Annotated in this window: 18 protein-coding genes; 11 read left to right on the top strand and 7 right to left on the bottom strand. The window is 71.8% G+C overall.

Annotation, left to right across the window (positions count from 1 at the left end):
• Positions 1-153: 153 nt before the first annotated feature.
• Both AB0K02_RS32670 and AB0K02_RS32665 read right to left on the bottom strand, forming a co-directional pair.
• Positions 154-1,014: an ECF subfamily RNA polymerase sigma factor, BldN family gene (locus AB0K02_RS32670; protein ID WP_365996236.1), complete on the bottom strand. Its 861-nt coding sequence runs from the start codon at positions 1,012-1,014 to the stop codon at positions 154-156.
• 1,035 nt (positions 1,015-2,049) lie between these two features.
• Positions 2,050-2,991: an HAD-IB family hydrolase gene (locus tag AB0K02_RS32665; protein ID WP_365996235.1), complete on the bottom strand. Its 942-nt coding sequence runs from the start codon at positions 2,989-2,991 to the stop codon at positions 2,050-2,052.
• A 115-nt stretch (positions 2,992-3,106) separates the two neighbouring features.
• Here AB0K02_RS32665 and AB0K02_RS32660 point away from each other — a divergent pair, with 115 nt between their 5' ends.
• The 9 genes from AB0K02_RS32660 to hemB all read left to right on the top strand — a co-directional run bounded on the left by AB0K02_RS32660 (position 3,107) and on the right by hemB (position 12,670).
• Positions 3,107-3,382 (top strand): glutaredoxin family protein, encoded by a 276-nt coding sequence (locus AB0K02_RS32660; RefSeq protein WP_365996234.1) that lies wholly within the window; start codon positions 3,107-3,109, stop codon positions 3,380-3,382.
• A 344-nt stretch (positions 3,383-3,726) separates the two neighbouring features.
• Complete coding sequence (locus tag AB0K02_RS32655; RefSeq protein WP_365996233.1) at positions 3,727-4,452, top strand: redox-sensing transcriptional repressor Rex; 726 nt, start codon at positions 3,727-3,729, stop codon at positions 4,450-4,452.
• On the top strand, positions 4,449-6,227 hold the full coding sequence (locus tag AB0K02_RS32650) for a glutamyl-tRNA reductase (protein WP_365996232.1): 1,779 nt from the start codon (positions 4,449-4,451) through the stop codon (positions 6,225-6,227). Before AB0K02_RS32655 ends, AB0K02_RS32650 begins: the two co-directional genes overlap by 4 nt.
• Positions 6,224-7,183: a hydroxymethylbilane synthase gene (gene hemC, locus AB0K02_RS32645; RefSeq protein ID WP_365996230.1), complete on the top strand. Its 960-nt coding sequence runs from the start codon at positions 6,224-6,226 to the stop codon at positions 7,181-7,183. Before AB0K02_RS32650 ends, hemC begins: the two co-directional genes overlap by 4 nt.
• Positions 7,180-8,841, top strand: a complete 1,662-nt coding sequence (locus AB0K02_RS32640) for a bifunctional uroporphyrinogen-III C-methyltransferase/uroporphyrinogen-III synthase (protein WP_365996228.1) — start codon at positions 7,180-7,182, stop codon at positions 8,839-8,841. The genes hemC and AB0K02_RS32640 overlap by 4 nt, the downstream gene beginning before the upstream one ends.
• A 254-nt stretch (positions 8,842-9,095) precedes the next feature.
• Positions 9,096-9,527, top strand: coding sequence for an NfeD family protein (locus tag AB0K02_RS32635; protein ID WP_365996226.1), 432 nt, complete (start codon positions 9,096-9,098; stop codon positions 9,525-9,527).
• Positions 9,528-9,530: 3 nt separating this feature from the next.
• Positions 9,531-10,586, top strand: a complete 1,056-nt coding sequence (locus AB0K02_RS32630) for an SPFH domain-containing protein (RefSeq protein WP_365996225.1) — start codon at positions 9,531-9,533, stop codon at positions 10,584-10,586.
• 166 nt (positions 10,587-10,752) lie between these two features.
• Positions 10,753-11,607, top strand: a complete 855-nt coding sequence (locus tag AB0K02_RS32625) for a class I SAM-dependent methyltransferase (RefSeq protein ID WP_365996224.1) — start codon at positions 10,753-10,755, stop codon at positions 11,605-11,607.
• Between the two features lie 61 nt (positions 11,608-11,668).
• On the top strand, positions 11,669-12,670 hold the full coding sequence (gene hemB, locus AB0K02_RS32620) for a porphobilinogen synthase (RefSeq protein WP_365996223.1): 1,002 nt from the start codon (positions 11,669-11,671) through the stop codon (positions 12,668-12,670).
• On the opposite strand, the gene AB0K02_RS32615 is transcribed toward hemB, so the two are convergent.
• Both AB0K02_RS32615 and AB0K02_RS32610 read right to left on the bottom strand, forming a co-directional pair.
• Positions 12,654-12,950, bottom strand: a complete 297-nt coding sequence (locus AB0K02_RS32615) for a DUF397 domain-containing protein (RefSeq protein WP_365996222.1) — start codon at positions 12,948-12,950, stop codon at positions 12,654-12,656. The genes hemB and AB0K02_RS32615 overlap by 17 nt on opposite strands.
• The gene (locus AB0K02_RS32610; protein ID WP_365996221.1) at positions 12,947-13,771 is read right to left on the bottom strand and encodes a helix-turn-helix transcriptional regulator; all 825 of its coding nucleotides are present in this window, start codon (positions 13,769-13,771) and stop codon (positions 12,947-12,949) included. Before AB0K02_RS32610 ends, AB0K02_RS32615 begins: the two co-directional genes overlap by 4 nt.
• Positions 13,772-13,884: 113 nt before the next feature.
• Here AB0K02_RS32610 and AB0K02_RS32605 point away from each other — a divergent pair, with 113 nt between their 5' ends.
• Positions 13,885-14,286, top strand: a complete 402-nt coding sequence (locus tag AB0K02_RS32605; RefSeq protein WP_365996220.1) for an ATP-binding protein — start codon at positions 13,885-13,887, stop codon at positions 14,284-14,286.
• A gap of 9 nt (positions 14,287-14,295) precedes the next feature.
• Here the strand turns inward: AB0K02_RS32605 and AB0K02_RS32600 are convergent, their stop codons facing one another.
• The 3 genes from AB0K02_RS32600 to AB0K02_RS32590 form a co-directional block, all read right to left on the bottom strand.
• Complete coding sequence (locus AB0K02_RS32600) at positions 14,296-17,073, bottom strand: hypothetical protein (protein ID WP_365996219.1); 2,778 nt, start codon at positions 17,071-17,073, stop codon at positions 14,296-14,298.
• 171 nt (positions 17,074-17,244) lie between these two features.
• Entirely contained in the window at positions 17,245-18,132 is an 888-nt protein-coding gene (locus tag AB0K02_RS32595; protein ID WP_365996218.1) for a glycoside hydrolase family 19 protein, read from the bottom strand.
• Between the two features lie 154 nt (positions 18,133-18,286).
• Positions 18,287-19,177 (bottom strand): NAD(P)-binding domain-containing protein, encoded by an 891-nt coding sequence (locus tag AB0K02_RS32590; protein WP_365996217.1) that lies wholly within the window; start codon positions 19,175-19,177, stop codon positions 18,287-18,289.
• Between the two features lie 141 nt (positions 19,178-19,318).
• On the opposite strand from AB0K02_RS32590, the gene AB0K02_RS32585 reads away from it, so the two are divergent.
• The gene (locus AB0K02_RS32585) at positions 19,319-19,588 is read left to right on the top strand and encodes a DUF1876 domain-containing protein (protein ID WP_365996216.1); all 270 of its coding nucleotides are present in this window, start codon (positions 19,319-19,321) and stop codon (positions 19,586-19,588) included.
• Positions 19,589-19,639 lie beyond the last annotated feature (51 nt).

The following is a 19,639-nucleotide window of genomic DNA, read 5'->3' as shown; positions in this document are numbered from 1 at the left end:
ATGGCGTGTCCACAGGGAGTCTGCATTCCGCACAACGAGCGGCGCGGCACTTGGGTTACGCGCGAAAGATGATCGGACCAGTGCGTCATCGAGGCGTCACCGACGGTGAGTTGGGTACGGGTCGGAAAGAGGGGGGTTACGCGTGAGGGGGGTTCAGCGTGCGTCGTCGGGGAGCAGGCGGGCGAGGGTGCGGACGGCTCGGTACTGCAGCGTCTTGATCGCGCCCTCGTTCTTGCCCATGGCCCTGGCGGTCTCGGCGACGGACAGGCCCTGGAGGAAGCGGAGGGTGACGCACTCCTGCTGCTGGGGGTTGAGCTTGCGTACGGCTTCGAGCAGTGCGGCGTTCGACAGGGACTCCAGGACGGAGTCCTCCGGGCTGCGCTCGACCTCGTTGGCGTCGAGCATCTCGCCGGTGGTCACCTCAAGGCGGAAGCGGCTCGACTTGAAGTGGTCGGCGACCAGGTTGCGGGCGATCGTCACGAGCCAGGCGCCGAAGTCGCGCCCCTGCCAGGTGAAGGTGGAGATCCTGCGCAGCGCCCTGAGGAACGTCTCGCTGGTCAGGTCCTCGGCGGTCGCCTTGCCGCCGACGCGATAGTAGATGTAGCGGTAGACGGTGTCGCTGTACTGGTCGTAGAGCCGCCCGAAAGCCTCGGCCTCGCCCGCCTGGGCGCGCTCGACGAGCTCCATCATGCGGGCGCTGTCGCTGTCGGCGGTGGGCCGGCGGGCGGTGGCGGCGCCGGAGCCGCCGCGACCGCCCCGTCTGCCGACGGCGCTCCGCCCGTCGCCCTGGCGCCGCCCGTCATCGACGGCGCTGCGGGCCGATCCCCTCTGCATGCCGTTCGGAATGCCGTCGGCCAGGGCATAGCAGGGGGCGGCCGGGCCGCTGACGGCGAGGCCGGACGTGGCGAGTGCGGGGACGGCGTACGCGGTGGGGACAAAGCCGCGCAGGTGGTCGAGGACCGCTGCGCGCAGCGTAGCCAGGCCCGAGGCGTCAACCCCGACGTGTGGGTACACGGGACTCCCAGAGGCAGAGCTTCCATCACGTGCAGTGCGGGACCGTTCACCCGTCGTGATGACTGGTGGGGTCCGTCGTGCGTCTGAGGAGAATAACGCTTCGTACAGGCAGCGCTACACCGAGTTGCTCAAATCGTCGTTTCCGGCGCTTCTGTTATGAGTTGACGACTGATCAGGTGGCACATTGTGAGCGGTTGTTGATCGAATTGCTTCGTGAAGTGTCTGATCCCGGGGTGACTTGTGGTCGCGGCGGGGGAACGGGACTGGCCGGGGGTGTGCAGGAGTAAAAACGGCGGAATGCGTGCCGACACGCGGGGGCGCGCGGCGGTGCCCGGGGACTGCGTCCTTGGCCTCGCGCCTCAGTCGCCGGCGGGGCCGGGGTTGGCCTCGTTCCTCGCGGCGAGGCTGGTCGCGGCGGGAGCCCTCCGGTGCGGGTGCGGCTGGTGTGCGCGGCGGGCCTGCGGGGCGCTGCCCCGGACCCCGCGCCTCAATCGCCGGCGGGGCTGGATGTGGCCCTGTGCCGCAGACGCCGACCGGCTGGATGAGGGCATGGTGCCGCAGACGCGATGGGCCTGGTCGTGCTCGGCGGTCCGGGTGCGGGTGTGGCTGGTGTGTGCGGCGGGCCTGCGGGGCGCTGCCCCGGACCCCGCGCCTCAATCGCCGGCGGGGCTGGATGTGGCCCTGTGCCGCAGACGCCGACCGGCTGGATGAGGGCATGGTGCCGCAGACGCGATGGGCCTGGTCGTGCTCGGCGGTCCGGGTGCGGGTGCGGCTGGTGTGTGCGGCGGGCCTGCGGGGCGCTGTCCCGGGCCCCGCGCCTCAATCGCCGGCGGGGCTGGATGTGGCCCTGTCGTCGCAGACGCCGGCGGGCTGGATATGCCCCCGTGTCGCAGCCTCCGGCGGGCGACCCCGTGCTGCAGGCGCCGACGGGCTGGACATGGCTCTGTGCCGCAGACGCCGGCGGGGCTGGATGTGGCCCCGTGCCGCCGGCGGTGACCGGGGTGGACGGGGTCCCGTCCCGTGCCGGCGTGGGGGTCAGCGGCGGCGGCGGTGGAGGGCCACTGCTGCTGCCGTGCCGCCGGCCAGCGCTCCCACGCCCGCTGCCGCCGGGATGCCGACCTTCGCCGCCTTGCGGCCCGTCCGGTAGTCCCGCAGGCGCCAGTCGCGTTCGCGCGCGTGCTTCCTCAGCTTCGTGTCCGGGTTGATCGCGTACGGGTGGCCGACCAGCGACAGCATCGGGATGTCGTTGTGGCTGTCGCTGTACGCCGCGCAGCGGGACAGGTCCAGGCCCTCCGCCGCCGCCAGCGCCCGTACCGCCTCCGCCTTCGCCGGGCCGTGCAGCGGCTCGCCGACCAGTTTGCCCGTGTACACGCCGTCGACCGACTCGGCGACCGTCCCGAGCGCGCCGGTCAGCCCCAGCCGGCGGGCGATGATCGTCGCCGTCTCGACCGGCGCTGCCGTGACCAGCCAGACCTTCTGGCCCGCGTCCAGGTGCGCCTGGGCCAGCGCCCGGGTCCCCGGCCAGATGCGGTCCGCCATGTACTCGTCGTAGATCTCCTCGCCGATGCTCATCAGCTCCGAGACCCGGTGGCCCTTGACGATGGACAGGGCCGACTCGCGGACGTCCTGCATGTGGTCCGGGTCCTCGACGCCCGCCAGCCGGAACCACGTCTGCTGCCAGGCGAACCGCGCCAGTTCGCGGCGCTGGAAGAACTTCCGTTTGTACAGGCCGCGGCCGAAGTGGAAGATCGCCGCGCCCTGCATCACGGTGTTGTCGAGGTCGAAGAACGCGGCGGCGCGGACGTCGCCCGCGACCGGGAACTCCGGTTCCCGGGCACCGGGCCCTTCCTCGAGGGCTTCGAGCGCCTCGATGGTCTGCGAGGACTTGCGCGCTGCCTCGGCTGCGGCTTCGCCCGCCAGCACGCTGCGAGCGGTGGCGGAGCGCCTACGCGGGGTGAGCCATCCCAGAGCGGCCATGTCGTGAGCATAGCCAGTCCGTTCGGGACTTCCCGACACACCGTGATGCCACGGCGTGAACTCTGTGCGACCGCGCTGTTAAACGCGGCGGCGGCGACCGGGCGAGAATGGGCCCATGAGTCCTGTGCTGCGGCGAACGAAGAAGAGGCCGGAGGAGCGTGTGGTGACGCTCATCGGCAAGCCCGGGTGCCATCTGTGCGACGACGCGCGGGCCGTGGTCCGGACGGTCTGCGCCGAGACCGGTGCCTCCTGGGAGGAGAAGGACATCAACCAGGACACCGAACTGCACCGCGCCTACTGGGAGCAGATCCCGGTCGTCCTGGTGGACGGGGAGCAGCACACCTTCTGGCGTGTGGACCCCGACCGGCTGCGGCGCGCGCTCGGGAGCTGACGCCGTGGAAGGCGGGTAACATCATGGTCGTTTTGCTTGGATTCCTCCGCCGCGCACGCCTCTTCCGGGGTGGGCCGTGACACGGCAGAGTGGGCGGAGCCAGGCGGTCTCGGGGGCGTAGATCGTAAGGAGTGTGTACGGCTTTGCCCCCTACGGCGCCTCAACGGACCGGGGTGGTCCGCGGTTCCGGGATCCGGCCACCGGATCGCGTGACCCCGGTCACTTTGCACGGACAAAGCGGACACAATCTTTGTGCACGCGTTCACAAAGACATAGCCTGCATTCGACGGGGCGGTCTTGGGACACACGGCCGCCTGCAGCCTCGCTCATCCCGCAGGAGCACCGTGGCAACTGGCCGAAATCACCGACCGGCGACCCGTAGCCGAGGAATCCCCGAGGCAACCGTCGCCCGGCTTCCGCTGTACCTGCGCGCCCTGACGGCGCTCTCGGAGCGTTCCGTGCCCACGGTCTCGTCCGAGGAGCTGGCCGCCGCCGCGGGCGTCAACTCCGCGAAGCTGCGCAAGGACTTCTCGTACCTCGGCTCGTACGGGACCCGGGGTGTCGGGTACGACGTCGAGTACCTCGTCTACCAGATCTCCCGCGAGCTCGGTCTGACGCAGGACTGGCCGGTCGTCATCGTCGGTATCGGTAACCTCGGCGCCGCCCTCGCCAACTACGGCGGCTTCGCTTCCCGCGGTTTCCGGGTCGCCGCGCTGATCGACGCCGACCCGACCATGGCCGGCAAGCCCGTCGCCGGGATCCCCGTCCAGCACACGGACGAGCTCGAGAAGATCATCCGGGACAACGGGGTCTCCATCGGGGTCATCTCGACGCCGGCCGGCGCCGCCCAGCAGGTGTGCGACCGCCTGATCGCGGCCGGCGTCAGCTCCATCCTCAACTTCGCCCCCACCGTGCTGTCCGTGCCGGACGGTGTCGACGTGCGCAAGGTCGACCTCTCGATCGAGCTGCAGATCCTCGCCTTCCACGAGCAGCGGAAGGCCGGCGAAGAGGCCGAGACCACCGGCCGGAAGGGACCCGACGGGGACATGCCCGCCGTGATGCCGGTATGAGTCTCCTCGTCGTCGGTCTGAGCCACCGCAGCGCTCCCGTGAGCGTGCTGGAGCGTGCCTCGCTGTCCGTCGATGCGCAGGTCAAGCTGCTGCACGACACCCTCGCGGCGGAGCCCGCCACCGAGGCGACGGTCCTCGCCACCTGCAACCGCATCGAGCTGTACGCGGACGTGGACAAGTTCCACGCCGGCGTCGCCGAGCTGTCCACGCTGCTCGCCCAGCACAGCGGGGTCGGGCTCGAGGAGCTCACCCCCTATCTGTACGTGCACTACGAGGACCGGGCCGTCCACCACCTCTTCTCGGTGGCCTGCGGCCTGGACTCCATGGTCGTCGGCGAGGGCCAGATCCTCGGCCAGATCAAGGACGCCCTCGCACGCGGGCAGGAGCTGCACACCGCGGGACGGCTGATCAACGACCTGTTCCAGCAGGCGCTGCGCGTCGGCAAGCGCGCCCACAGCGAGACCGGGATCGACCGGGCCGGGCAGTCGCTCGTCACCTTCGGTCTCGAACAGCTCGCCACGGGCGGGTCCGTCGAGGCGTGGGCCGCGGACAAGCGCGCCCTCGTGATCGGCGCAGGCTCGATGTCGTCGCTCGCCGCGACGACGCTGGCGCGCCTTGGCGTACGCGAACTGGTCATCGCCAACCGGACGACGGAGCGAGCGGAGCGGCTGGCCGCGGCCCTGTCCGAGTCGGGCGGCGTGCGCGCCCACGCGGTGCCGATGGCGTCCGTCGCCGACGAACTGACACGTGCCGACGTGGCCGTCTCCTGCACCGGCGCGACGGGTCTGGTCCTGACGGCCGAAGCCGTCGCCACGGCGCTCGCGCAGCACGTGGTGCCCGAGGCCGCCCCGGGCAGGGACCTGCGTGCCCCCGAGGGCAGCGTGGTCGCCCGTCTGGCCGCGGTGGCGGCACGCGACGGCCGCGTGACCGAACTGCCGGGCCGCGCGGACGACCTGGCCGCTCCCTCGGTCGAGGGCGCCGACCGGTCCGGCGACTCCGCGGGCGCGGACCGCGCAGGGGCGGCGGACGCCGGACACGGGGACACCGCCGCCGTACGGGTGACGGACCTGCCCGCCGCCGAGGCGGCGGCCCTCGCGGGAAGCGGCGCCGGTATCGGCGGTACGGACGTTGCCCCAGGCTCCGAGTGCCCCGTCGGGCTCGACGACTCCCTCGCGCAGCACGGCGCCTGGGTCGACAACGCCTCCCGCACCCGCGCCGCCTCGGCCCGCACGGCCACCGTGCACGCCGACGGCAACGGCCCCGTCCGGCTCGCGCTGCTCGACCTGGCCATGCCCCGGGACATCGACGCAGCCGTCCACCGCCTCGCCGGGGTACGGCTCGTGGACATCGAGTCGCTCGCCGAGGCCTCGGCCGACGCGCCCATGGCCGCCGACGTGGACCAGGTCCGCTCGATCGTCTCCGACGAGGTCGCCGCCTTCGGCGCGGCCCAGCGGGCCGCCCACATCACCCCGACCGTGGTCGCCCTGCGCACCATGGCCGCCGACGTGGTCTCCAGCGAGATGGCCCGTCTCGACGGCCGGCTCACCGGCCTCGACGAGAAGCAGCGCGCCGAGATCACCCAGACCGTGCGCCGCGTGGTGGACAAGCTCCTGCACGCGCCCACGGTGCGGGTCAAGCAGCTCGCCAGCGAGCCCGGCGGCGCCGGGTACGCGGACGCGCTGCGGACCCTCTTCGACCTCGACCCGGAGACGGTCGCCTCCGTCAGCCGGGCCGACCTGAATGACGCAGACGTCAAGAACCGAGGGCGAGTATGACCGAGAGGGCACTGAGGCTCGGGACCAGGCGCAGCACGCTCGCCATGGCCCAGTCCGGGCACGTGGCGGAGGCGGTGCGCCGGCTGACCGGCCGCGACGTCGAGCTCGTCGAGATCACGACCTACGGGGACGTCTCGCGCGAGCACCTGGCGCAGATCGGCGGCACGGGCGTGTTCGTCGCGGCCCTGCGCGACGCGCTGCTCCGCGGCGAGGTGGACTTCGCCGTCCACTCGCTGAAGGACCTCCCCACCACGCCGCACGAGGGTCTGACGCTGGCCGCGACCCCCGAGCGGGAGGACCCGCGCGACGCGCTCGTCGCCCGCGACGGCCTGACCTTCCACGAACTGCCGGACGGCGCCCGCGTCGGCACCGGTTCGCCGCGCCGCATGGCGCAGCTGAACGCGTACGCCCGCTCCCACGGGCTGCGCATCGAGACCGTGCCGATCCGCGGAAACGTCGACACCCGGATCGGATACGTACGGAACGGGGAGCTCGACGCCGTCGTGCTCGCCGCTGCCGGACTCCACCGCATAGGCAGGATCGACGAGGTGACCGACTTCCTGTCGGTCGACTTCGTCCTGCCCGCCCCCGGCCAGGGGGCCCTGGCGATCGAGTGCTCCGCGTCCGACGCGGATCTCGTCGCCGCGCTCAGTGGACTCGACGACCCGCACACACGGGCCGCCGTGACCGCCGAGCGTTCCCTGCTCGCCGCCCTGGAGGCCGGCTGCTCCGCACCCGTGGGTGCGCTGGCCGACCTGCTGGCCGACGGCCAGGATGCCACCGAAATGCGCCTGCGGGGGGTCGTCGGCACGACCGACGGCTCCGCGCTGGTGCAGCTGTCCACCACCGGTCCCGTACCCACGTCGCACGGCGACGCCATCGCGCTCGGTCGCGAACTCGCGTCCGAGATGCTCGCCAAGGGTGCGGCCGGTCTTATGGGGGAGCGAGCACTTTGAGCCCCACCACCTCGAACCTTCCGGCCCTCGCGGCACACGGGCACGTCACCTTCCTGGGTGCCGGTCCCGGCGACCCCGGTCTGCTGACCCTGCGCGCCGTCGAGGCGCTCGCCGGCGCGGACGTGCTGATCGCCGAGCCCGCTGTCCTCGATGTCGTTCGCGGCCATGCGCGGGCAGGCGTGAGCACGCCTGAGCTGACGGTCGTTGACGACGCGTCAGCATCCGCCGGGATCCCGGTCCTCAGGGATGCGGCCAATCTTGTCATGGAGGCCGCGAGGGGCGGCAAGCGGGTCGTCCGTGCGGTGACCGGCGACCCGGGCATGGACACCGACGCCGGCCGGGAGATGCTCGCGTGCGCCTCCGCGGGGATCCCCTTCGAGGTCGTGCCCGGTGTGGCGACGGCCGTCGGCGTGCCCGCGTACGCCGGTGTCCCGCTCCGTGACGAGCAGGGCACCGACGTCCGTTTCGTCGACGCCCGCACCGCGTCCGACCGGTGCTGGACCGAGGTCGGCGCGAGCGACGGCACGGTCGTCGTCTCCACGACGCTGGAGACGGTCACCGCCGCAGCCGGTGAACTGGTCGCCGCGGGCCGCAAGCCCGACACCCCGCTGACCGTCACGGTCGCCGGTACGACGACGCGCCAGCGCACCTGGACCGCGACGCTCGGCACCATCGCGCAGACGCTGAAGCAGGCGAAGGTGCTGCCGTCCCCCGAGGGACACCAGCCGGTCATAGCCGTGGTCGGTGAGCGCAGCGCCGCCGCCCAGCGCGACCAGCTCGCGTGGTTCGAGTCCAAGCCGCTGTTCGGCTGGAAGGTGCTCGTCCCGCGTACGAAGGAGCAGGCGGCCTCGCTCTCCGACCAGCTTCGTTCCTACGGCGCGGTGCCGCACGAGGTGCCGACGATCGCGGTGGAGCCGCCGCGTACGCCGCAGCAGATGGAGCGCGCGGTCAAGGGACTCGTGACCGGACGCTACGAGTGGATCGCCTTCACCTCGGTGAACGCCGTGAAGGCCGTGCGGGAGAAGTTCGAGGAGTACGGGCTCGACGCCCGCGCCTTCGCCGGGATCAAGGTCGCCGCGGTCGGCGAGCAGACGGCGGCCGCGCTGGTGGACTTCGGTGTCAAGCCGGACCTCGTGCCGAGCGGTGAGCAGTCCGCGGCCGGGCTGCTGGAGGACTGGCCGCCGTACGACCCGGTCTTCGACCCGATTGACCGCGTCTTCCTGCCGCGTGCCGACATCGCGACCGAGACGCTGGTCGCGGGCCTCATCGAACTCGGGTGGGAGGTCGACGACGTGACCGCCTATCGGACCGTGCGTGCGTCGCCGCCGCCGGCCGAGACGCGCGAGGCGATCAAGGGCGGCGGTTTCGACGCGGTGCTGTTCACGTCGTCGTCCACCGTGCGGAACCTCGTCGGCATCGCGGGCAAGCCGCACAACGTGACCGTGATCGCGTGCATCGGCCCCGCGACCGCGAAGACCGCGGAGGAGCACGGGCTGCGGGTCGACGTCCTGTCGCCCGAGCCGTCGGTGCACAAGCTGGCCGAGGCGCTCGCGGAGTTCGGCGCGCGGCGGCGGGCGGCGGCCGTGGAGGCGGGCGAGCACGTGACGCGCCCGTCGGAACGGCGTCCCGGCGGACGGCGGCGTCGCACGACGACGTGACGCTTGCGGGTGGGGGCGGGTGGGGTGCTTGTCCCCCGCCCGCCCCCTTCGCGTGACCAGGGACTCTGCCCGGGCCTGCGGGCGTAGCCCGCTCCTCGGGGCGGATTAAATTACCCTGAAGGGGTCAAACAGTCGCCTGGGGCGCGCGTATCGGCGGGGCTCCGTCCATCCGGCAGCATTCGTCTCCGTTACCGGCGGACCAAGCGGCAACAGCCCGTCCATGCGCCCACCCGCACCGGTCAGGAGGGCTGCCGATGGAGCCATGGCTGATCTGGTTGATCACCGCAGCGGTGTTGGCTGTGGTGGAGATCTTCACGCTCACTGCCGCGCTCGGAATGCTGGGCGGGGCCGCGCTGGTCACGGCGGGATTCGCCGCGATCGGACTTCCGCTGCCCGTGCAGTTCTTGGTGTTCACCGTCGTCGCCACGGTCAGCCTGCTGTTCCTGCGCCCCATCGCGTTGCGCCACGTGCGCCGGCCGCAGGCCGAGCGGTTCGGCGTGGACGCTCTGGTCGGCAGGGCGGCCTATGTCGTCTCGGAAGTGACGGGCCTGGGTGGCAGGGTGCGCATCGGGGGCGAGGAATGGACGGCTCGCGCCTATGACGAGACGCTGGTGATCCCTCCTGGAGCGACCGTCGACGTCATAGAGATCAGCGGCGCCACCGCGCTCGTGCACCCCCGGGAGTGAACCATGGAAGCTTCGGCGCTCCTCGTCGCCGGCCTGCTCGTCGCGCTCTTCGCCGTTTTCACCGTGGTGCGGGCGGTACGCATCGTGCCCCAGGCACGCGCGCGCAACGTCGAGCGGCTCGGCCGCTACCACCGCACCCTGCAACCCGGCCTCAGCCTCGTCGTCCCCTACATCGACCGGGTCCATCCGCCGATCGACCTCCGGGAACAGGTCGTGTCCTTCAGGCCGCAACCGGTCATCACCGAGGACAACCTGGTCGTCGAGATCGACACCGTCATCTACTTCCAGGTCACCGACCCGCGAGCGGCCGCCTACGAGATCGCGAACTTCCTCCAGGCGGTCGAGCAGCTCACCGTCACCACGTTGCGCAATGTCGTCGGGTCGATGGACCTGGAGAAGACCCTCACCTCGCGTGACACCATCAACAACCAGCTCCGTGGCGTGCTGGACGAGGCCACCGGCAAGTGGGGGCTGAGGGTCAACCGGGTGGAGATCAAGGCCATCGACCCCCCGCAGTCCATCAAGGACGCCATGGAGAAGCAGATGCGGGCCGAGCGGGACAAGAGGGCCGCGATCCTCGGTGCCGAAGGGCAGCGACAGGCACAGATCCTCACCGCTGAGGGCGACAAGCAGGCCGCCGTCCTTCGCGCGGAGGGCAACCGTACCGCCGAGATCCTCAAGGCCGAGGGCCAGTCCCGTGCCATCGACGAGGTGTTCCAGGCCGTGCACCGCAATGACCCCGACCCCAAGCTGCTGGCCTACCAGTACCTCCAGACGCTGCCCCAGCTCGCGCAGGGCTCGGGCAGCACCTTCTGGATGATCCCGAGCGAGGTCACTTCCGCACTCCAGGGTGTCTCCCGCGCCTTCGGCGAAGCGCTGCCCCAGTCACCGGCGACCCGGGAGAAGACCTCCGACGACAAGGCCGCCGACGACGCCGCCGACGACGCGGCACGGGCCGCACAGGCCGCTGCGGAGGCGCTCGCCGACGCGGCCAAGGCGGACGGCGCCACCTCCGGCGCCCTCCCCCACGGCACTGCCGGTGAGGTCAGGCCCGACTAGACCACCTCCGCCGCTTGTCACCGCCGTGGTGCCCGCAGGCCCGGGGGGAACCCGTCTCGGGCTGGGGCGGCACCCGAACTGCGGCATCCGCACGCGACGGTTGGCGGCCGGACCGGCCGAGGCGTACACCGGAAGCACAGCGGTGCTACACGAGTGGGTGACGGTCATGGGCTCCAGGACTCTGCATGTCGATCCTTCCAACGCCGAGCAGGCGCGTGCCTGGGACGGTGAGGAAGGGGCGTACTGGGCGGAGCACGCCGCTGACTTCGACCGGGCGGTCCACGCCTACCAGCAGCCTTTCCTGGAGGCGGCCCACTTCCAGCGCGGTGAGCGGGTCCTGGACATCGGCTGCGGGGCCGGCCTGACCTCGCGAGCCGCCGCACGGCTCACCGCGGGCGGGCCCGTGCTCGGTGTCGATCTGTCCGGGCCGATGCTGAGGGTCGCCCGCCGCGAGGCGGAGCGCCAAGGGCTCGACAGCGTCCGCCACGAGCAGGCCGACGCGCAGACCTACCCCTTCGACGAGGCGTCCTTCGACGTCGCGATCAGCCGCTGCGGAGCCATGTTCTTCGCCGACCCCGTGGCCGCCTTCCGCAACATCGCCCGCGCCCTGCGGCCCGGCGGCCGGCTGGTGCTGCTCGTCTGGCAGGACGTCTCCCGCAACGAGTGGTTCCGGTCGTTCGTGACCGCCCTCGCCGCCGGGCGCGAACTGAACGCCCCGCCCCCGGACGCCCCCGGCCCGTTCTCCCTGTCCGACCCCGACGTCGTCCGCGAACGGCTCGTCGCCGCCGGCTTCCGTACGCCCCGCCTGGACGACTTCGACCTCCCGATGATCTTCGGCCGCACCCCCGACGACGCCTTCGCCTTCATCTCCGGCATGCTCACGTGGATGGTCGAGGACCTCGACGAGGCCGGCCGCGCCCGGGCACACGCCGCGCTGCGTGCCGATCTCGAAGCCCACGCCGCCCCCGAGGGCGTCCGCTACGACTCCGCCGCCTGGGTCGTCACGACGACGCGTCCGTAGGCCGCTCCCGCCGACGCGGTGTCGGTAATTGCCCTCCCCGGGCAGGCGTAGCGTGGCACGTATGACTGCGTACGGATCCTTCCCCGGTGCCCGCCCCCGGCGGCTCCGGACCAGCCCCGCCATGCGCCGCATGGTCGCCGAGACCCGGCTGCACCCGGCCGATCTGATCCTCCCGGCCTTCGTCCGCGAGGGCATCTCCGAGCCGGTGCCGATCCAGGCCATGCCCGGCGTCGTGCAGCACAGCCGCGACACCCTCCGCAAGGCCGCCGTCGAGGCGCGCGAGGCCGGTGTCGCCGGGATCATGCTCTTCGGGGTCCCGGAGGACGCCAAGAAGGACGCGCTCGGCACGGCCGGCACCGACCCCGACGGCATCCTCCAGGTCGCCATCCGGGACGTGCGGGCCGAGGTCGGGGACGAGCTGGTCATCATGTCCGACCTGTGCCTGGACGAGTACACCGACCACGGCCACTGCGGCGTGCTCGACGCCGACGGCCGGGTCGACAACGACGCCACGCTGGAACGTTACGCCGAGATGGCCCAGGTCCAGGCCGACGCCGGCGTCCACGTCGTCGGCCCCAGCGGCATGATGGACGGCCAGATCGGCGTCGTCCGCGACGCTCTGGACACCATCGGCAAGGAGGACGTGTCGATCCTCGCGTACACCGCGAAGTACTCGTCCGCCTTCTACGGCCCCTTCCGCGAGGCCGTCGGCTCGTCGCTGCGCGGCGACCGCAAGACCTACCAGCAGGACCCGGCCAACGTCCGTGAGTCGATGCGCGAACTGGCGCTCGACCTCGAAGAGGGCGCCGACATGGTCATGGTCAAGCCCGCCGGTCCCTATCTCGACGTCCTGGCGCGCGTCGCGGCCGAGGCGGACGTGCCGGTCGCGGCGTACCAGATCAGCGGCGAGTACGCGATGGTCGAGGCCGCCGCCGAGAAGGGCTGGATCGATCGCGAGAAGGCCATCGCGGAGACGCTGCTCGGGATCAAGCGCGCGGGCGCGAGCATGATCCTCACCTACTGGGCGACGGAGGTCGCGCAGCGGATCAGCGCAGGTCGCTGACGAAGGCCGCCCAGGCGGCCGGTGCGAGCGTGAGCACCGGGCCGCCGGGGGTCTTCGAGTCGCGGACGTGGATCGCGGCGGGGTGCGCGGCGACCTCGACGCAGGCGGCGTCGTAGTCGCCGCTGTGGCTCGACTTGCGCCAGTCGTAGGCGACTTCGAGGCAGGCGCCGCCTTCACTGCCGCTGTAGCTGGACTTGCGCCAGTCGTAGGCCACTTCGAGGCACTGGCCGCCCTCGCTGCCGCTGTAGCTGGACTTGAACCACTTCAGTGCGGTGCTCATTGCTCTCCCAGCAGCCGGTCCAACAGGCCCGTGCTGTCTTCCGGGTTGAGGGCCTGTGCCCGCAGCATCGCATACTTGCGCGCCAGGATGCTGACCTCGTCAGGGTCGGTGAGCAGTTGACTGCCGCGCTGGCTCTCGGTGTAGCCGACGAGCTGATGGTCCGGGGTCTCCAGCAAGGTGAACGGGCCGTCGAGCCCCGCGTGGCTGGTGCGGCCGAACGGCATCACCTGGAGCGAGACGCCCGGCAGTTCGGCGCACGCGCGTAAATGGCGGACCTGTTCCTCGTACACCTCGTCGCCGCCGATGCGGTCCATCAGAATGGCCTCCCACATCACGAAGCTGATCGTCGGCGGCCGCGTCCGCGCCAGGATCTCCTGGCGCGCGACGCGCGCGGCGACCTGCGCCTCGATCTCGTCCGCGTCGAAGGCGGGCACCCGGCTGCGGAAGACCCCGCGCGCGTAGCGCTCGGTCTGGAGCAGGCCCGGCACGACCTGGTTGTCGTACCAGGACAGGGCGATGGCCTCCCGCTCCAGGTCCATGTACTCCTCCGCCCACGCCGGGATCAGGTCCACCTCCGGCATGTGCTCGACCGCCACCGACAGCGCGCCCTTCGTGTCGAGGCGGTCGTCGAATCTCTGCGCGAGGTCCGGCTTCAGCGGGCGGCGGCCCTGTTCGATCGAGGCGACCGTCTCCTCCGCGAGGTTGAACTCCGCCGCGAGTTCGCGTTGGGTGAGGCCCGCGGCCTCGCGGAAGCGGGCGAGCTGGCGGCCGACCAGCCGCATCGCCGAGGCGTTCTTCCGGTGGCGTCTCCTGGAGTGCATACCCGTCCAACTCCCCGGAGCCGCCCGTACGTTACGCCTCCACGACCCGTACAAATGAAACGTACGGGTCGACGGGGTGCTGCCGACCCGTCACGCGCCGCGACGCTCGTTGCGTGGACAAGACGATGCAACACGAGGACCTGCGGGAGCTGTTCTGCCGACGCGAGCGCCGATCCGTCGCGACGGCACGGGAGTTCGTCCGCGCGACGCTCACCGCGTGGGAGTGGGGCGCTCGGGCGGACGACATCACGCTGTGCGTGAGCGAGCTGGCGACGAACGCGCTGGTGCACGGCGTCCCGCCGGGGCGCGGGTACCTGCTGCGGATGTGGCTGTACGAGCAGGGGACCGTCCTGCGCGTCGAGGTGCACGACAGCGGCGACGGGAAGCCGTGCGTGCGGGAGCCGGACGGGGAGTCGGGGCGCGGCCTGCTGCTGGTGGCCGCGCTGGCCGACGGGTGGGGCGTGGTGCCGCGCGAACCCGGCAAGGTGGTGTGGTGCGAGTTCGCGCGGCCCTGAACCGGGAGCCTACGGCGCGTCGGTCACCGTGCCGGTGAGGACCGGGCCCTGCGGTTCGCCCTCGTCGTCGGTGGGCTGGAGGCCCACGTACTCCGCCGGTTCGGTCACCTGGTCGCGGACCGTGGGCACGTGCACCTCCGCGGTGGTGCTCCCGGCCGGAACGGACACCCACAGGGAGGCGTGTTCCAGCTGGGACAGCGGGACCTCACCGGCGGGGACCTCGCCGAGCAGCTCCTCCAGCCACTGCCGGTCGACGTCCTTGGTGGACAGCTCCGGGCGGCCCGGCACTGCCGCGAACAGCAGCGTCCTGGACAGCTCCACGTCGGCGGGCGCGGACAGCGCGACCTGCCACTTCAGCGGCTTGCCCTCGGTCACCCTGTCGGTCACCGGCTTGACGCCGATCTTCGGCATCGGGTCGTCGTTCTCCACGGTGACCCCGCCCGCGTGCGAGCCGACGACGGTGCCGCTGACGGCCTTCACGAGCACGTCGTGGGTCGCGTCCCAGGCGTACCGCTTGTTGCCGGCCACCTTCACCGGGACGTCGATGCCGCCGCTGCCGGGCCGGACGGTCACGAGCCGGTCCTTCGCCCGGCCGGTGGCCGGGTCGAGGACATAGAGCCGGACCGTGCCGCTGCCCTTGCCGGACACGCGTACGGGCACCTGGTAGGTGCGGACGCCCGAGTCGCCCTCCTTGACCTTGAGCCGGCCGATGTCGACGCGGGCCAGCGGGGCCTCGCGCACGACAGGCGTGCCGGGGCTCCAGGCCCAGGCGTCCATCAGCCACGCCTGGCCGGAGCGGCTGCGCGGGATCAGCTCCAGAGAGGAGATCCGGCGCAGATCGAGTCCGGCGCGAGCGGCGGCGGAGAGCGGTACACGTACCTCGCGCGCCCAGTGGGAGGCGGCACGGTCGCTGCCCGGCAGCCCGTCGACCCGGACGCGGCCCAGGTTCGCCCGCTTGCCGGAGGCGTCCGTGAGGGACACGTCCAGCTGCGCCCCCGTGGTGTTCGGCGGCACGAAGACGCGCAGCGCGAGGTCCTCGGCACCGCGCACGGACAGCGGCTTCTGCGGGCGGACCTGAACCGCCGAGCCCGGTGATGACCAGCGCAGCGCCACGGCACGGCGGCCGGTCTCGCGTTCGGGCTGCCAGTGGGCGAAGTGCGGCGAGACGCCGCCGGCCTCCGGGCCCAGGCACGCCGTGCGCGGGTCCGGGTCGATCGCGGAGCACAGCCGTCCACCGGTCACCTTCACGGAGCCGTCCGGCAGGAACCCGGCGCCGCGGTTCGCGCCGACCGCGTGGGTCAGCACCCGCGCGGGGTCGGCGGAGGGTGCCCGGCGGCCGGTGCCGTCGAGCAGTTCGCGCACCCGGTCGTCCCCGGCGACGAACAGCCTGGCGGCCGCGGCGATGTAGGTGGCGCCCGCCCGGTGCTGCTGGTCGGCGGTCAGCCGGGTCGCGGTGCCGGGCGAGCAGACCGGGTCGGGCTGCTCGGGGTCGTGCCAGAAGTCGTCGTCGGCGGGTGCCTGGGCCTGGCCCGGCGTCCACTCGCTGTTGAAGTAGTTGTGGTTCGCGCCGACCATGTAGACCGCGCTGTGCAGGGCCTTGCCCCTGCTGACGCCGCGGGTGCCGTCGGCGTACACCTGGCCCTGGAGGTCGGAGACGTCACCGTCGCAGCCCGGCAGGAGCGTCAGTGACGGGACGTCCGGCACCGGGTTGTGGCCGAAGATCGTCGGGCCGATGAGCACGGTCCCGCGGATGTGCCAGCGCACCGTGCCGCGGTAGCCGTCCTGGCCGGACGGGGCGGGGTACAGGCTGTCCATGGCCGCGCGGTTGACGCCCTCACCGCCGCGCGAGTGCCCGACGAGCAGCACGCGGGACAGGTCGGCCTTCGGCCCCTTGCGTACGGCCTGCGGTGCCGTGGCCGGGTTCGCGGCCCAGTCGGCCCAGCGGGCCAGGTGCTGCCGGACCAGCGAGGAGCGTGCCTGCGCGCCGCCGTCGTCGGCGTCCCCGTCCTGGCCGTTGATGCCGTTGGCGGAGATCGAGACGGTCACATAGCCCTGCGAGGCCAGGAGTTGCTGGTCGCGCAGATAGCCCCGGTGGCTGGGGATCGGCTTCGCGCCCCTCGCGCACGGCCAGTCCATCGTCACGTCGTCGTCCCTGTCCGGGACGTAGCAGGTGGCGTGCCTGCCGTGCAGGAACAGCGCGACCGGGCGCTTGCCGGTGGCGCCCTTCGGCGCGACCACGACGCCGCGCATCTCGACGGGCGCGGGGAAGCCGGGCAGGCGCACCGGGTCGAGCGTGTACTCGCCGGTGGCCGTGCGGTACGTGCCGGGCTTTCCCGGGTCGACGGAACCCGCGGGGAGCTGGGCGGGAGGATTGGCGGCGGGCGGCGAGGAACGCCGGTCGCGGGCGCCGTCCGCCTCCTGGTCGAGCCGCCGGCCTGCGGCCAGCACCTGGAGGTCGGCCAGGTCCGCTGTGCGCAGCTCGTCGAGTGGCAGCCGGAAGGTCCGGGCGTCGTTCTCGGGTTCGGGTACGCCCACCAGCTTGCCGTCGGCGTGGAACTCCACCCGGGCGTCGCCCGCGGGCACGGGCCGCGGTGAACGCCACTCCAGTGTGTTCTGCCCGGCGGTGTTCGTGATCCTCCAGCCGGGAGGGAGGCCCTTGTTGTCGTCGGTCACCGCGGCGGGCGGGCTGCCGGGTGGCTGCGGCACGGCGTGCGCCACCGCGGGCGACACCATCGCCATCGTGAGCACCGCTGCCGCGGTGACCCATGTCTTGCGGGTACGTATCAACGTTCCCCTCCTCGGCCCCGTTTCTCGGGCGCCCTGGTCTGCGGGCGCCTCTCGTCCTCGGAGGACGGGGAGAGGATTGCGCGGGTTGCCTGGCCGCCGCATCACATGGTGCGGCCGCGGCCGGGGGACGAAGTCTCCCCGGTCCGCGGCCCGTTCAGTGGCGGTGCGGTCTCAGCAGTAGAGGTTCCCGCCCGTCGGCACGCCCAGGATCTGGGTGAAACGCTGGTAGTTGTTGACGCGGCTCTGGACCTGCGCCGGGTTCTTGCCGTCGCATTCCAGGGAACCGTTGATGGAGCGGATGGTCTGGCCGAAGCCGGCCTGGTTGACCATCGCGTTGTGCGGGGTCATGGTGCCGGGGCCGGTCTGGGTGTTCCAGTACCAAAGGCCCGTCTTCCAGGCCACGGCCGCCTCGCGCTCCACGCGCCACGGGTTGTTCAGCAGGTCGATGCCGAGTGCGTCGCCCGCGGCCTTGTAGTTGAAGTTCCAGCTGAGCTGGATGGGTCCGCGCCCGTAGTACGCCGCCTGGCCGGCCGGGCAGCCGTACGGCCGGCTCCAGTCGCAGTAGTGCGGGTAGTTGGCGGTGTTCTGCTCGACGATGTGGACGAGCCCGCCGGTCTCGTGACTGACGTTGGCCAGGAAGGCGGCGGCCTCCTGCTTCTTCACCGTGTCGCTGCCGGTGTTGGCGAAGCCGGGGTAGGCGCTCAGGGCCGCGGTGAGGCCGCTGTAGGTGTAGAAGGGATTCCGGTTCGGGAACATCTGCTGGAACTGGGCCTCGCTCACCACGAAGCCGGAGGGGGACGGGGTGCCGCCACCGCCGCAGTTGTACGGGTCCCAGTACCAGGTGCTGATCGTGGGGTCGTAACCCGGATTGTCGTGCTCGGCGATGTAGTACGCACCGTTGTACCTGACAACGTTGCCAGTCGTGTACCAGGCGCCCTGCTGCCAGTTGGGGGCGGTGTCGCAGGGGGAGGCGGCGGTGGCGGACGGCGTCAGGACCCCGGCGAGGCCGGTGGCGATGAGGACCGCGGCCAGCAGGGCCGCGAGGCGTGGTCTCAGCACTCGATCACTCCTTTGAGCGCAACGGCTCGCCCTGGAGCGGGAGTTGCCTCCGGGCGAGCCGCGGTGGGGGGCTGTTCCCACACTCAAGCGCTATGTCATGATCCAGTCAAGGTATAGACCAATGAGAACCGCGGGTAATTTCGGGAGAGGGGTGTCAGGCGTCCCGGACCGCCAGCAGCTCGACGAGACGTGACAGCCCGTCGGCGGAGTGGCCCTCGGTGATCGAGCGGTCGAGGAGCTTCTGGAACGGCTCGAACAGCTCCGTGCTGACGCCCTGTTCGCGGTACGTGGCCGTGAGGTTCGGGAAGGCGGCCTGGTTGACGGCGAGGCTGGAGACGTCCGTGAGGTGCCGGCCGGAGTCGACGGCCCCGGCGATGCCCGGTACGACACCGTCGAGCATCGCGGAGACCCAGGCGTGCAGCGGACCCGCGAACTCCGATGCGGTGACGCCCGCCGAGCGGACGAGCGCGAGGGCCTGCGTCACGCCGATGAGCATCCCGTACATGCCGGTCAGCAGCGCCAGGTCGTGCAGTGCGGCGCGTCCGGGGTCCGTACCGACCCACTTCGTGCCGCCGAACGCGGCCAGCACCGGCTCGTGCGTCTCGTACGCCTGCTCGTCGCCGCTGTAGAGGACGTACGCGGCCGGGCTCGCGATCATCCGCGGGACGGCCATGATCCCGCCGTCGATGTAGCGCGCGCCCCGCTTGCGCGCGTACGCCGCGATGTCGCGGGCCTGGGCGGGCGTGCCGTTGGTGAGGTTGACCAGCACCGTGCCGGTGAGGTCGGCCGGCGCCAGCGCCTCGCGGACGTCGTCGTTCGTGGTCAGGCAGACGATCACGAGCGGGCTCGCGGCCACCGCGCCGGCGACGGTGGAGGCCGGCAGCGCGCCCTGGGCGACCAGCGGGCCCGTCTTCGCGCCGGTCCTGTTCCACACGGTGACGACGTGGCCCGCGCGCAGGAGGGCGGCGGCGAGGGCGGAGCCCATCATGCCGAGGCCCAGTACGGAGACATGGCTGACCTGCGTGTTCTCAGATGTCGAAGGCATGCCTCGATCCTTGTCCGGCCCGGATGACCGGACAAGTACCGACCAAGAAGTCAGATACGCACCAACGGGTAAGTGCTGTGGTGATCAGCGGCCGCGCGGCGCACCCTGGAAGGGGTACGCGTACCGCTGGAGGTGACCGCCATGCAGACACTCGTCGGATGGCACATCGAGATGGAATTCAAGGAGGAAGGCGACCGGACCAGGGCGGCCGCCATGGTGAGGCTCGGTGACGGGACGGAATGCCGGGGACACGGAAGCGCGAATCGCCACCACTCCGACCAGCCGCAGCTGCTGGTCGGCGAGGAGATCGCGGGCGCCCGTGCCCTGATGGACCTCGCGTCCCAGCTGCTGGAGAGAGCGCACAAGCAGATCGACGACGCGTCGGGAAGGCAGTCCCACCCCATCCACTGATTCCGTGAACGACACAGGGGGCCGTGGGGGGGGGGGGCCAGAGGCGCCCCG

Origin of the sequence: Streptomyces sp. NPDC049597 (assembly GCF_040675505.1) — a bacterium.
GTDB lineage: Bacteria > Actinomycetota > Actinomycetes > Streptomycetales > Streptomycetaceae > Streptomyces.
Note: the sequence above shows the minus strand (reverse complement) of the source record. Positions and strands in the feature narration are given on the sequence as shown.

What these genes read in the sequence shown, in the direction of transcription:
- hemC (WP_365996230.1), top strand. Translation starts at nt 6,224, where the DNA reads ATGACCGAGAGGGCACTGAGGCTCGGGACCAGGCGCAGCACGCTCGCC.
- AB0K02_RS32610 (WP_365996221.1), bottom strand. Translation starts at nt 13,771, where the DNA reads ATGCACTCCAGGAGACGCCACCGGAAGAACGCCTCGGCGATGCGGCTG.
- AB0K02_RS32590 (WP_365996217.1), bottom strand. Translation starts at nt 19,177, where the DNA reads ATGCCTTCGACATCTGAGAACACGCAGGTCAGCCATGTCTCCGTACTG.
- AB0K02_RS32635 (WP_365996226.1), top strand. Translation starts at nt 9,096, where the DNA reads ATGGAGCCATGGCTGATCTGGTTGATCACCGCAGCGGTGTTGGCTGTG.
- AB0K02_RS32625 (WP_365996224.1), top strand. Translation starts at nt 10,753, where the DNA reads ATGGGCTCCAGGACTCTGCATGTCGATCCTTCCAACGCCGAGCAGGCG.
- AB0K02_RS32660 (WP_365996234.1), top strand. Translation starts at nt 3,107, where the DNA reads ATGAGTCCTGTGCTGCGGCGAACGAAGAAGAGGCCGGAGGAGCGTGTG.
- AB0K02_RS32630 (WP_365996225.1), top strand. Translation starts at nt 9,531, where the DNA reads ATGGAAGCTTCGGCGCTCCTCGTCGCCGGCCTGCTCGTCGCGCTCTTC.
- AB0K02_RS32585 (WP_365996216.1), top strand. Translation starts at nt 19,319, where the DNA reads ATGCAGACACTCGTCGGATGGCACATCGAGATGGAATTCAAGGAGGAA.
- AB0K02_RS32650 (WP_365996232.1), top strand. Translation starts at nt 4,449, where the DNA reads ATGAGTCTCCTCGTCGTCGGTCTGAGCCACCGCAGCGCTCCCGTGAGC.
- hemB (WP_365996223.1), top strand. Translation starts at nt 11,669, where the DNA reads ATGACTGCGTACGGATCCTTCCCCGGTGCCCGCCCCCGGCGGCTCCGG.
- AB0K02_RS32615 (WP_365996222.1), bottom strand. Translation starts at nt 12,950, where the DNA reads ATGAGCACCGCACTGAAGTGGTTCAAGTCCAGCTACAGCGGCAGCGAG.
- AB0K02_RS32665 (WP_365996235.1), bottom strand. Translation starts at nt 2,991, where the DNA reads ATGGCCGCTCTGGGATGGCTCACCCCGCGTAGGCGCTCCGCCACCGCT.